This window comes from Hyalangium sp., assembly GCF_035629615.1.
Classification (GTDB): domain Bacteria; phylum Myxococcota; class Myxococcia; order Myxococcales; family Myxococcaceae; genus Hyalangium.
The window spans coordinates 1-11,891 of record NZ_DASPHO010000762.1 but is presented as its reverse complement, the minus strand read 5'-3'; the positions used below and the strand labels follow the sequence as shown (position 1 = coordinate 11,891).

At 68.0% G+C, this 11,891-nt stretch carries 14 protein-coding genes; 6 read left to right on the top strand and 8 right to left on the bottom strand.

Annotation, left to right across the window (positions count from 1 at the left end; all coding sequences use genetic code 11):
- The 3 genes from VD972_RS38205 to VD972_RS38195 form a co-directional block, all read left to right on the top strand.
- The coding region (locus tag VD972_RS38205; protein WP_324993761.1) for a phosphoenolpyruvate carboxykinase (GTP) at window positions 1-1,512 on the top strand (1,512 nt) is incomplete at its 5' end.
- A 126-nt stretch (window positions 1,513-1,638) separates the two neighbouring features.
- The gene (locus VD972_RS38200) at window positions 1,639-2,466 is read left to right on the top strand and encodes a hypothetical protein (protein WP_324993760.1); all 828 of its coding nucleotides are present in this window, start codon (window positions 1,639-1,641) and stop codon (window positions 2,464-2,466) included.
- Window positions 2,466-3,860, top strand: a complete 1,395-nt coding sequence (locus VD972_RS38195) for an ABC transporter substrate-binding protein (RefSeq protein WP_324993759.1) — start codon at window positions 2,466-2,468, stop codon at window positions 3,858-3,860. The genes VD972_RS38200 and VD972_RS38195 overlap by 1 nt, the downstream gene beginning before the upstream one ends.
- A gap of 10 nt (window positions 3,861-3,870) precedes the next feature.
- Here VD972_RS38195 and VD972_RS38190 read toward each other — a convergent pair whose 3' ends face one another.
- From VD972_RS38190 to bioB, 5 genes are all read right to left on the bottom strand, one after another.
- Entirely contained in the window at window positions 3,871-5,037 is a 1,167-nt protein-coding gene (locus VD972_RS38190; RefSeq protein WP_324993758.1) for a pyridoxal phosphate-dependent aminotransferase, read from the bottom strand.
- Window positions 5,034-5,312, bottom strand: a complete 279-nt coding sequence (locus VD972_RS38185) for a hypothetical protein (RefSeq protein ID WP_324993757.1) — start codon at window positions 5,310-5,312, stop codon at window positions 5,034-5,036. The genes VD972_RS38190 and VD972_RS38185 overlap by 4 nt, the downstream gene beginning before the upstream one ends.
- 105 nt (window positions 5,313-5,417) lie before the next feature.
- The gene (bioD, locus tag VD972_RS38180; RefSeq protein WP_324993756.1) at window positions 5,418-6,161 is read right to left on the bottom strand and encodes a dethiobiotin synthase; all 744 of its coding nucleotides are present in this window, start codon (window positions 6,159-6,161) and stop codon (window positions 5,418-5,420) included.
- The gene (bioF, locus tag VD972_RS38175) at window positions 6,151-7,362 is read right to left on the bottom strand and encodes an 8-amino-7-oxononanoate synthase (RefSeq protein WP_324993755.1); all 1,212 of its coding nucleotides are present in this window, start codon (window positions 7,360-7,362) and stop codon (window positions 6,151-6,153) included. Before bioF ends, bioD begins: the two co-directional genes overlap by 11 nt.
- A 4-nt stretch (window positions 7,363-7,366) precedes the next feature.
- On the bottom strand, window positions 7,367-8,389 hold the full coding sequence (bioB, locus tag VD972_RS38170) for a biotin synthase BioB (protein ID WP_324993754.1): 1,023 nt from the start codon (window positions 8,387-8,389) through the stop codon (window positions 7,367-7,369).
- Between the two features lie 361 nt (window positions 8,390-8,750).
- On the opposite strand from bioB, the gene VD972_RS38165 reads away from it, so the two are divergent.
- A complete protein-coding gene (locus tag VD972_RS38165) occupies window positions 8,751-9,389 on the top strand; it encodes a hypothetical protein (protein WP_324993753.1) in 639 nt (212 codons plus the stop codon).
- Window positions 9,390-9,441: 52 nt separating this feature from the next.
- Window positions 9,442-9,861 (top strand): hypothetical protein, encoded by a 420-nt coding sequence (locus VD972_RS38160; RefSeq protein WP_324993752.1) that lies wholly within the window; start codon window positions 9,442-9,444, stop codon window positions 9,859-9,861.
- A 5-nt stretch (window positions 9,862-9,866) separates the two neighbouring features.
- Here VD972_RS38160 and VD972_RS38155 read toward each other — a convergent pair whose 3' ends face one another.
- From VD972_RS38155 to VD972_RS38145, 3 genes are all read right to left on the bottom strand, one after another.
- Window positions 9,867-10,049, bottom strand: a complete 183-nt coding sequence (locus VD972_RS38155) for a transposase (protein ID WP_324993751.1) — start codon at window positions 10,047-10,049, stop codon at window positions 9,867-9,869.
- Between the two features lie 140 nt (window positions 10,050-10,189).
- Entirely contained in the window at window positions 10,190-10,372 is a 183-nt protein-coding gene (locus VD972_RS38150; protein ID WP_324993750.1) for a hypothetical protein, read from the bottom strand.
- 103 nt (window positions 10,373-10,475) lie between these two features.
- A complete protein-coding gene (locus tag VD972_RS38145) occupies window positions 10,476-10,745 on the bottom strand; it encodes a GlsB/YeaQ/YmgE family stress response membrane protein (protein ID WP_324993749.1) in 270 nt (89 codons plus the stop codon).
- Between the two features lie 214 nt (window positions 10,746-10,959).
- On the opposite strand from VD972_RS38145, the gene radA reads away from it, so the two are divergent.
- Window positions 10,960-11,891, top strand: a 932-nt coding sequence (gene radA / locus VD972_RS38140) for a DNA repair protein RadA (RefSeq protein ID WP_324993748.1), incomplete at its 3' end; no start/stop codon positions are given.

The window sequence follows — 11,891 nt, the reverse complement described above, 5'->3', positions numbered from 1 at the left end:
AAGGAAGAGGCCGGTCCGACCAACAATTGGATGGCGCCGAAAGACGCCTACGAAAAGCTCGGCAAGCTGTTCGACGGCTCGATGAAGGGCCGCACGATGTACGTGATTCCGTACGTCATGGGCCCCGTCGGATCACCGATGGCGAAGATCGGCGTCGAGCTGACCGACAGCATCTACGTGGTGCTGAACATGCGGATCATGACCCGCATGGGCAAGGCGGCCCTGGACATGCTGGGCGACTCGGATGACTTCAACCGCGGCCTGCACAGCACCGGCGACGTGAACCCGGACCGCCGCTACATCTGCCACTTCCCCCAGGACAACACCATCTGGAGCTTCGGCTCCGGCTATGGCGGCAACGTGCTGCTGGGCAAGAAGTGCCTGGCGCTGCGCATCGGCAGCTACCTGGGCCGCGAGGAGGGCTGGCTCGCCGAGCACATGCTCATCCTCGGCGTCACCGACCCCAAGGGACAGACGACCTATGTCGCCGCCGCGTTCCCCTCGGCCTGCGGCAAGACGAACTTCGCGATGCTCATCCCTCCCGGCGAGTACAAGGGCTGGAAGGTGGAGACGGTGGGGGACGACATCGCCTGGATGCGGGTGGGCCCGGACGGGCGCCTGTACGCCATCAACCCAGAGGCGGGCTACTTCGGCGTGGTGCCCGGCACCAACAACAAGACCAACCCCAACGCGATGGCCACCATCGCCAAGGACACCCTCTTCACCAACGTGGCCCTGACACCGGACGGGGACGTGTGGTGGGAGGGCAAGGACGGCGAGGTGCCCTCCGAGCTCATCGACTGGCAGGGCCGTCCCTGGAAGCCGGGCACCGGTGAGAAGGCGGCGCACCCCAACAGCCGCTTCACCGCGCCGATGGCGAACAACCCGGTGCTCAGCCCCAAGGCGAATGATCCGCAGGGCGTGCCCATCAGCGCCATCATCTTCGGCGGGCGCCGCTCCACCACCGTCCCGCTGGTGCTCCAGGCCTTCAACTGGACGCACGGCGTGTTCCTCGGCGCCACCATGGGCAGCGAGACGACGGCCGCCGCCACCGGCAGGGTGGGCGTGGTGCGCAGAGATCCCATGGCCATGCTGCCCTTCTGCGGCTACCACATGGGGGACTACCTCCAGCACTGGCTGGACATGCAGAAGTCCATCACCCACCTGCCGAAGATCTTCCAGGTGAACTGGTTCCGGCAGGACAAGAACGGCAAGTACCTGTGGCCGGGCTTCGGCGACAACATGCGCGTGCTGGAGTGGGTCGTGAACCGCGTCCACGGCCGCGTGCCCACCCAGGAGACGCTGCTGGGCTGGGTGCCGCGCCAGGGTGACATCAACACGAACGGCCTGGACTTCTCCCCCGAGGCCATGGCGGAGGCCACCTCCATCAAGGCCGACGAGTGGAAGGCCGAGCTCAAGAGCCAGGAGGTCTTCTTCGAGCAGCTGGGCACCAAGGCGCCCGAGGCGCTCATGCTCCAGCGCAAGCTGCTGATCTCTCGCCTGGGGCACTAGCCTCCTGGCTCCTCCTCCGAGGGGCTCTCCGGGGCCGTCCCGTCCTCTGGGCACGGGGCGGCCCTGAGCGTTTCCTACGGCCCGTCTCTTCGCCCCAGGGTGGGTTCAGCGGTAGGCTGGGGGCCCATGAGACTGGCTTTCCTGTTGTCGATGCTCCTGCTGGTGACCGCGCCCTCCGCGGCGTGGGCCCAGAAGGGAGCGAAGAACGCGGCCGCGCTCGTCAAGGAAGGAGAGCGCCTGTACAACGCGGGCAAGTACCGCGAGGCCGCCGAGGTGCTGAAGAAGGCCCAGGAGGCCCAGCCCAACTCCAAGCTGATCTACAACATCGCCCGCGCCTACGAGCAGGCGGGAGAGCTGCGCGAGTCTCTGAGCTACTACCAGCAGTACGTGGGCCAGAGGAGCGAGGAGGCGGACGCCATGCTCCTCAAGCGCTCGGCGCTCGCGATCGACCGGCTCCGGGTGCTGATCGAGAAGGAAGAGAAGGCCACGGCCGAGGCGGAGGCCGAGAGGAAGCGCCTGCAGGAAGAGGCGGATGCGTCGCGGCGCAGGGCGGAGGAGGAGCAGGCTGCCGCCCGGCGCGCCGAAGAGGTCTCCCGGCAGCAGCAGCTGGCCGAGCAGGAGCGGGCCATGGCGGACTATCGCCGCTCGCGGGTCATCGCCTTCAGCATGGGCGGCCTGTCCGCCGCCAGCCTGGGGGCGGGCATCTTCTTCGGGCTGCAGGCGCGGGAGGCCCGGACGAAGTTCGATGACGCCACCAACCTGGAGGGCAAGGAGGCCGAGGCGAAGAACACCCGCAGCAAGGCCCTGCTGGCGGACATCGGCCTCGGCGTGGGACTGGCCGCCGCCATCGGTGCCATCGTCGTGTTCCCCAAGGACGGCCCCCCCGTCGAGGGCGAGGTGCGGCTGACACTCGCTCCGCGCGGCGCCGGGGCGGGTGTGGAGGTGAGCTTCTGATGCGTACTCTCGGAATCCTGACCGTGTGCACCGTCCTGCTCGCGGGCTGCAGCTTCACCACCGCGGGCGGGCTGTCCGAGTGCGACTCCAGCGAGGACTGCGGCGCGAACCAGGTCTGCACGAACAACTTCTGCCTGCCCCAGCCAGCCGGCTGCGGCCAGCGCTACGGCGACACCTCCGCGGAAGCCGTGCAGCTGGGCGCGGTGCTGCCCCTGAGCCTCTCGGCGACGAACCCCGCTGCCGGCAAGGACGAGTCCGAGGTGCAGGGGCTCAATGCCATCCTGCTCGCGCTGGATGAGCTCAACGAGCCTGGCAGGTCCAGCCGGAAGATCACCCTGCACGTGTGTGACACCGCCTTCGACGCTACCCGCACCGCCGATCAGACGCAGTGGCTGGTCGCCGACAAGAAAGTGGTAGCGCTGCTGACGGCCGGCAGCAGCCAGACGCTGGCGGCCGCGGCCATCACCCTGACGAAGGACGTGCTCACCATGAGCTCCAGCGGCACCTCGCCGGAGCTCACCACGCGCGAGGACAACACGAAGACGGGCCTGCTGTGGCGCACCGCTCCCTCGGACGCCATCCAGGGCCGCGTCATCGCCGACCTCCTCGTCAACGACGCGCGCTTCAACACCTTGCAGAAGGTAGGCCTGATCTACCTGGACAAGGACTCCTACGGTGTGGGCCTCTTCGAGGTCATCACCGAGCGCCTCAGGACCTCGAGCAAGACCGTCCGGCCCATCCCCTATCTGCGCAAGGATGAGGCCTCGATCGTCTCGGCGGTGTCGCAGATGGACGCCTTCGATCCGGACATCACCGTCGTGGTGGGCTTCGAGGACGACGCGTCGTTCATCGTCAAGCGCGGGATCAGCTCGACCAACTTGAAGACGTCAGCGGGGCACAAGTGGTTCTTCTCGGACAGCGCGAAGGACACGGCGATGCTGGACGAGGATGACGTGCGCAACCAGCTCCAGGGAGCCTATGGGACCGCGCCGGCCCAGGGGGCGGGACAGGCGTTCAACTCCTTCCAGCTTCGCTTCATCCAGAAGTACGGACCGGATCCGCGGGGCTTCTCCTTCACCTCGCACAGCTATGACTCGATGTACCTGCTGGGCCTGGGAGTGGCCTACAGCCAGGGCACCTCGAACACGGTGACGGGGCCCAAGATGGCGGAGGGGCTCACCAAGGTCTCCAGCGCGTCCTCGGCTCCCATCGAGCTGACGCCCACCACCGTCAACCAGGCCATGACCGAGCTGGCCGCCGGGCGGAGCGTCAACGTGGAAGGGGCCAGCGGCAGCCTCCAGTTCGACCTGGCGGGCGAGGCCTCCTCTCCCATCGAGCTCTGGCAGATCGAGGGCAGCGCCTTCACGGAGCAGGACATCATCCCGCCTCCGTAGCGGCAGTCCTTCACCGCCCGAGCACCCGGACAAGCGGGCTCAGAGCGGCCTCGAACACGTCCGGGGGCGGCAACAGCGACAGCACCAGCCCCGCGCCGCCGTCGTAGTCGTAGAAGTAGCCCGGCTGCACCAGCAGGCCCTCGTCCAGGAGCGCCAGGCACGTGGCCTCCTCGCCCGGCTCCTGGGGGATGCGCAGCATCGCGCTCCACCCGCCGTGCGCGGGCACCAGGTCCCACGTGGCCCCCGCGGGCCGCGCGGCCACCAGCCGCCGCCGGTTCTCCTTCACCCGCTCCAGGAGCGCGGCCTGGAAGCGCGGCACGTGCGCCAGGAGCCCGGGGAGCGCCTGCTGCACCGGCGTGCCCACCGAGAGGTACGTATCCGCGATCAGCTCCAGCCGTGCCAGCGCCTCGTCTCGCTCCGCCATGGGGCCGCCCACATGCATCCAGCCCACCTTGAGGCCCGGCTGCCCCGCCACCTTGGAGAGCCCGGAGAGGGAGAAGGTGAGCATGGGCAGCGAGTGCCCCGCCACCGTGGCCACCCGATCTGGCTCCTCGTCCCAGGCGAAGTCGGAGAACACCTCATCGGAGATGAGCGCCATGTCCGTGTCCGCGCACAGCTCCGCCAGCGCGGCCAGCTCCCCCTTGTGGAGGTAGTGGCCGGTGGGGTTGCCCGGGTTGACGACGAGCACCGCGCGGCTGCGCACATCCCGCGCGGCGGCGATCGCCTCCACGTCCAGGCCGAAGCCGTGGGCACGCGGCAGGCGGTAGGGCCAGAGCTCCACGCCCTCCAGGCGCGTGAGGTACTGGAAGAGTGGGTAGCTGGGCGCCGGGACGAGCACGTTGTCCCCCGGATCACACAGCAACTTGAAGAGCCAGGAGTAGGCCTCGCTGGTGCTCGCGGACAGGATCAGGTGCTTGGGGGAGACCACCGCGCCGCGAGTGGCGAGGTGCGACGCCACGGCCTCGCGCGCGGAGGGCAGGCCCGCGGGCTCCGGCTCATAGGAGAAGGCAGCAGGTGTGACCAGCAGCCCCGGCTCCGGCAGTGGCAGCCCCACGCGGGTGGGGTTGGACTCGGTGAGGTCCACCAGCGATCCCCCCTGGGCCTGGCGCTTCGCCAGGGCCTTGGCCAGGGGGTTCAACATCCGCGGGAACTGGGTGCGAATAGAGAAGCTGCTCACAGCCCCGTTTGTAGCATGGCGCTGGCCACTCGGCGGATCAGCTCCCGGCGAATTTCCGTGCGGCAGTGATCCACCGCCTTCTCCGGAGGCCGGGGCTGCCCGGGCTTGCGCGTGCGCATCGCGGTCCGAATAACCAGCTCGATCTTCGCGGGCTCGATCTGGAAGAACCGAGGACCCTCCTTCTTGAGGAAGTAGGTCAGCCCGCGTGTATCGAGGAGCTTCTGGAAGTAGCGCCTGACGTCTGCCAGGAGCGTGAGGTCGATGATGTCCGCCATTCGCGATCGGGGTTCTCGCGCAGATCAAAACACGCGTCCATTTCGCGGCCACAACTCCCGAAAACTTGCGCGACCTGTAGCACTTCCAACGCGCCGGAGGCCGATTTACCGGCCTCGCGCGCGATGTGGGACGAGTGAGCGCAGTGCTTCACGGAAGGCGGTGTGACGGCGGCGCGCATCGCGCAGGAAAGAAACTGGACCGAGCACTCGAAGTCCGTGTCGCTCTTCCAGCAGCAGGCGGTTGTCACGCTCGGAAGGATCGCGAGAGGGAGTGCTCCGGCTCAGCAGCACGGCCCGTACGGGGATCCCACGATCCGCCAGGACCCGGAGCGACAGGGCTGTATGGTTGAGGGTACCCAGGCCAGCCCGAGCCACCAGCAGCACGGGGAGTTGCAGCGCGCCGATCAAATCGATGATGTCGCGCCGCGAGTCGATGGGAACGAAGAGGCCGCCCGCCCCCTCCACCACCACCGGGCCGGACCGGAGCTGCTCCCACGCGGCGAGTGTGGCGCTCCAGTCCGGCTCCTGGCCGAGACGTCGGGCCGCCACACCGGGAGCGAGCGGCGCACGGAAGCGGTGGGGACAGAGCGCCTCCACGGGCAGCTCGCTCCGGGCCGCCGCGCGCAGGGCGAGCGTGTCCGCAGGGGCCGAGAGCGACTTGCACCCGCTCTCGTAGGGCTTGAAGCCCTGGGGCCGCAGGCCGGCGTCCACGAGCAGGGACAGCAGCGCGCACGAGGCCTGCGTCTTGCCCACGCCCGTGTCCGTGCCCGTGACGAAGATCTGGAACGGCCCGCCCTCTTGCTCGGCGAACGGGTCCTGGGGGAGCGGTTCCGGGGTTCTATCCGCCACGGTGCACTCCGAGCTGGCGCAGCACCTCCAGCGCGAGATCGAGATGGCCCTCGGTGTGGGCCGCGGAGAGACAGAAGCGCAGGCGGCTCGTGTCCTCGGGGACGGTGGGCGGGCGGATGGCCTTCACCAGCAGGCCGCGCTCCCGGCAGCGACGCGCGGCGTCCATGGCCCGATCCGGATCGCCCAGGATGACGGGGAAGATGGCGCTGCGAGGCTCGGCGCGGAGGCCCAGGGCGTTCAACCCCTTGGCGAAGCGGCGAATGTTGCGCCACAGCCGCTCGCGCAGGCTCACGTCTTTCTCCACCACCTCCACGGCGGCCTCGGCGGCGGCGCAGAGGGCCACGGGCAGCGAGGTGGAGAAGACGAACGGGCGGGCGCGGTTGAGCAGCAGGTTCGCCACGGCCCGAGAGGTGGCGACGTAGCCGCCCAGGCACCCGAGCGCCTTGCTCAGTGTGCCCACGCGCAGATCCACCTCCGCCTCGAGCCCCAGCTCCTCGCAGAGCCCGGCCCCCCGAGCCCCGAGCACGCCGGTGGCGTGGGCCTCGTCCACCATGAGCGCGGCGCCGTGCTCACGGCACGCGGCGAGGAGCTCGCGCAGCGGGGCCACATCGCCGTCCATGGAGAAGACGGTGTCGGTGACGACGAGCTTGCGGCGCGCGGGCGTCTCCGCCAGGGCCTGGGCGAGCGCCTCGGCGTCGGCATGGGGGTAGACGACGACGCGCGCCCGGGACAGCCGGCAGCCGTCCACGAGCGAGGCATGGTTGAGGGCATCGGAGAACACGGCGTCTCCGGAGCCCACGAGGGCAGGGATGGTGCCGGTGTTGGCGGCGAAGCCCGTGTTGAAGAGGAGGACGGCCTCGGCGCGCTCGAAGGTGGCCAGCCGGGCCTCCAGGCGCTGGTGCGCGGGGGTGTCTCCCACCACGACGCGGCTGGCCCCCGTGCCCACCCCTTGGAGCTCGAGGGCCGCTAGGGCCGCGGCGCGCACGGTGGGCGAGGTGGCCAGGCCCAGGTAGTCGTTGGAGGAGAAGTTGATGAGCGTCTCTCCCCCTACGCGCACCAAGGGCCCCTGCGGGGACTCCAGGGGCTCCAGGAAGCGACGCAGGCCGCGCGCGGCGAGCGCCTCCAGGTCCTCCCGGGCCCACGCCGTGGCGATCCCCGCCCCCTCTGGAGCAGCCCCTGGGCGCTCTGCCTCCCCGCCCATGCGGCTAGCGCGACAGGTCCGGCTCGAGCGGCCGGATGCCGGCCTTCTCCAGCAGGGCCATGTCCTGGGTGAACTCGGGGTTGCCGGTGGTCAGCAGCTTCTCGCCGAAGAAGAGCGAGTTGGCGCCCGCGAGCATGCACAGCAGCTGCGCCTCCTCGTTCATCTGCATGCGTCCGGCGGACAGGCGCACCATGGACAGGGGCATGAGCAGGCGCGCGGTAGCAATCGTCCGCACCATCTCCACCGACTCCACCCGCTTCTGGTCCGCCAGCGGCGTGCCCTCCACCGGGACGAGCGCGTTGATGGGCACAGACTCGGGGTGGACCTCCTGATTGGCCAGCGTCAGCAGCAGCTTGCAGCGGTCATCCAGGGACTCGCCCATGCCGATGATGCCGCCCGAGCACACGGAGATGCCGGCGTTGCGCACGCGCTCCAAGGTGTTGAGCCGATCCTCGTAGGAGCGCGTGGAGATGATGTCGCCGTAGTGCTCGGCGGAGGTGTCCAGGTTGTGGTTGTAGGCGGACAGGCCCGCCTCCCGGAGGCGCTTCGCCTGGCTCTCGGTGAGCATGCCCAGCGTGGCGCAGGCCTCCATGCCGAGCCTGCGCACGCCCTTGACCATCTCCAAGACGCTCTCGAACTGGGGGCCGTCCTTCACCTCGCGCCAGGCGGCGCCCATGCAGAAGCGGGTGGCCCCGGCGGCGCGAGCCTTGGCGGCGGACTCCAGCACCTCCCCCACGGCCATCAGCTTCTCGGCCTTGACGCCCGTCTTGTAGCGCGCGGCCTGCGGGCAGTACGCGCAGTCCTCGGAGCAGCCGCCCGTCTTGATGGACAGCAGCGAGCACAGCTGCACCTTGTTCTCCTGGAACACGGCCCGGTGCACGGTCTGCGCCTTGTGGATCAGCTCCAGCAGCGGCAGATCGTAGAGGGCGCGGACCTCGGGCAGCGTCCAGTCATGGCGGACGGTGACTCCCGAAGGCGGAGCGGCGAGGTGGGCGTGGCCGTGAAAGGGCTCGGCGGCGTCGGACATGGGCTCCTCGGGTAAACGAGGTGCGCAAACTGCGCGGACACCCAGGCCTTGTCAACGCTGTGACGCGGGCAGGTTGACAAGTGTCGGGGCCTATCCGACAGCAAGTACGCCGCGAGGTAGATCTGCCCCCTACCGAGATCCAAAAGCGTTTCGACTCATCAGGGGTGTCCACAAAATCGGGGCAGGCTCACTGCACCTGAGATGAATCGTCAGCGCGGCCGCACATGACACCACCTGACCTATCAGGTAGGGTTGCTCCAAGGCGACCCAACTCACCAGGTCTTTTCCATTGAGGCCAAAACCCCGGATATGCTAAAAAACAGGCTAAGCCTGAATTTAGCGTTAATCCAGAGGTGTGTGAATGCGGTTTCTCCCAGGGCTGGCCTTGTTGTGCTGGGGACTGGTGGGGTGCGCCAGTGGCCCCGAACCAGCCAGCGAGGGCGCCAACTATGGCATCAACCAGGATGGCCGAATCTGGGTGCGAGGGCCGTGGGAGGCCATCAAGCCCTCGCAGGATCCCGATGATGTGATCGGCCAACTCTGTCCCGCTGTCATGGATCTGCCTGGCGCTCGGTTTGGTGACTACGGCCGGGAGTACTGCGGCCTCATCTACTCCCTGGGCGACGGCATGTACTACGCGAGCCACCCCTCTCCCCTCGCGGATCGCCACATGGGTCGCGTCTCCCGTGAGAAGAGCTGCTACGTGCCACGGCAGGTGGAGGATGCGCGAGGCCACCCGGAGACCCTTGCGGACTACCACGGCCATCCGTGGTCACCCTCACCCATGCTCCAAAGCAGGTTTGACCTGCTCGGCGCGACCCAGGTGTTTTCCATTCGCATCCAGTTCGACAAGGCCTGTCACATCCAGAAGTTGATCCCCTACCTGAAGGAGGATCGCCCAGGTGAGCTGTACGAGCGCCGTGGAGAGAGCTGGAAGCTCATCGGTCTCATCAAGCCCGAAAACAAAGCCAGCGGACGGGTCACCCTTGTCAACGATTGAACCGCTCCGACGCGGCCAGCGGCCTCGGCCCTCGCCGCTCCCGAGGAACTCCATGAAGCGTTCACTGCTGTTGGTGCTCTGCGCCCTGCTCCCCGCCTGCGCGCTATTCCGACGTCCTCCGCGTCCCGTCCATGCCCCGCCGCAAGAAGCTGCAGGCGTCACGTTCCCGATGGAGCCTCTCGACATCGAAGGGAACGTGACCGTCACAGGCCCCCTGTTCGTGGCCATGCAGCTCGCCATGGAGGATTTCCGGCCCTGGGATCTCCAACCTCCCAAGGACGCAACGCCTCGCGAGGTATGCCTCTACAAACGCGAGTCGTATGACATGATCGCCGCGCCTGCACCCGGAGGTCTGGTCTTCGTTCAGATCTGGTTACGCCCCGAGGCGTGTGAGGGGCCCATTGCTCTCGATATGGGGGCTTACTACGCCATTGACGTGTTGCAGTGGCGCATCGTCGCGATTCATCACTAATCCGCTCAAGCCTCCACGGCCCCGAAGCACGCGGCGAACTTCCGCATGAGGCCGAACCGCTGGTCCGTTCGGTGGAGCAGCGCCAGCCCACCATCCGACGAGATGTGCTCGCCGTCGAACGCCGCAACAAGTTTCCGCCTACCGACGCCGTCGAACTCGATCTGCTTCGGGTTACACTCTGTTTTCACCGCGTAGATCCCTTCGATGGGTGGAAAGCCTTGAGAACTCTCCAGTTATCGGTGGGTTGCTACGCGGTGATCCCTCCCCTGGTGATCGATCCGGGTTAGAGCTCCTAACAAAAATCAGGTTTGAAGGCCTCTGAAGAGAATCAAGCAGGAGCCGAGCACGAGGAGAGTCCATCCGGGAGTTCCTGGATGATGAGCACGTACCTGGCCAGATCCTGCGGTCCAGACGGCTCAATGACCGCGGGCCGGGTAGCACTGCAGGAGACAAGGAGGAGGCTGAGGCTGGACGCCATCAGCCTCTGTGAGGAGACTCTCGTGCGCATCATGGCTCCCTCCTGGGAAAGGAGTGGCCCCACAACGTACACGACAGGACCGGCGCCCCGCGCTTCCGGAGCACCGGTCCCATCACCCCTCCCAGCAGTCGTTCCGTCAGACCCGGACGCGCCTGTTGCGGCCGGCCATGCTGACGAGCAAGAGCACCAGCATTGCGCCGATCACCGAGAAGATGAGCCCCGACGGGTGGAGATCCCACCTGCGGCCGTCGCTGTTGAAGAACGTGCCGATGAAGCCACCCACGAAAGAACCGGCGATGCCGAGCAGCGTGGTGGCGATGAGCCCCATGGACTGATTGCCCGGCAGGAGCGCGCGAGCAATCAGGCCCGCCAGCAAACCGATCACCAAGAACGCGATGATACTCATTGACTGCCTCCTTGAATGGAGAGCACCGCGGCGTGCGGCGCTGTTGGGACCAAAAGTGGGGTGCAGGCGCGCGGGGGACAACTTGACAGCGAGCCCTTGCACCGCGGGCGCTCCCCTGTCCGCTCGCTCTCCAGACGGCTGCCTGCTCTGGGGGGCTCGGGGCCTCTCGAAAAGAGGGGGAAACGTCAGGGGGACGGGCTAGAGAACCCTACCTATGGCGAAGGCAAAGACGCACTACACCTGCCAGGCGTGCGGGTACCAGACCGCGAAGTGGCTCGGGAAGTGCCCGGACTGCGGCGCCTGGAGCTCGCTGGTGGAGGAGACGGAGGCGAAGGCGGACGAGAAGCGCCCGGCCTGGGGCGCCTCGGGGGGGGCCTCCAAGCCGGTGCTGCTCAAGGACGTAAGCGGCGAGGTGGAGGCACGGCGGCGCACGGGCATCGCCGAGTTCGACCGGGTGCTGGGCGGCGGCGTGGTGGAAGGATCGCTGGTGCTCCTCGGAGGGGATCCGGGCATTGGCAAGTCCACGCTGCTGCTGGCGGCGCTGGATCGGCTGTCGCGCCACGGGCCGGTGCTCTACGTGTCCGGCGAGGAGAGCCTGCGACAGACGAAGATGCGCGCCGAGCGGCTGCGTGTGGAGGGCCAGGCCCTCCACCTCTTCGCGGAGACGGATGCGGATCGGGTGCTCGGCGCGGCGGAGGCGCTCAAGCCCACGGCGCTGGTGGTGGACTCGATCCAGACGATGTACCTGCCGGAGCTGGGCAACGCGCCGGGTAGCATCACCCAGGTGCGCGAGGTGGCCGGGCGGCTGATGGCCTACGCCAAGCGCTCGGGGGTGCCTACCTTCATCGTGGGCCATGTGACGAAGGAGGGCTCGATCGCCGGCCCGCGTGTGCTGGAGCACATGGTGGACACCGTCCTGTACTTCGAGGGCGAGCGCGGACACCCGTTCCGGATCCTCCGTGCACACAAGAACCGCTTCGGCTCCACGAACGAGATCGGCGTCTTCGAGATGAAGGGGCTGGGGCTGGTGGAGGTGGCGGATCCGTCCGCGCTCTTCCTGGCGGAGCGGCCGGTGGGGAAGTCCGGGAGCGTGGTGACGTCCACGCTCAACGGCACCCGGCCGCTGCTGGTGGAGGTACAGGCGCT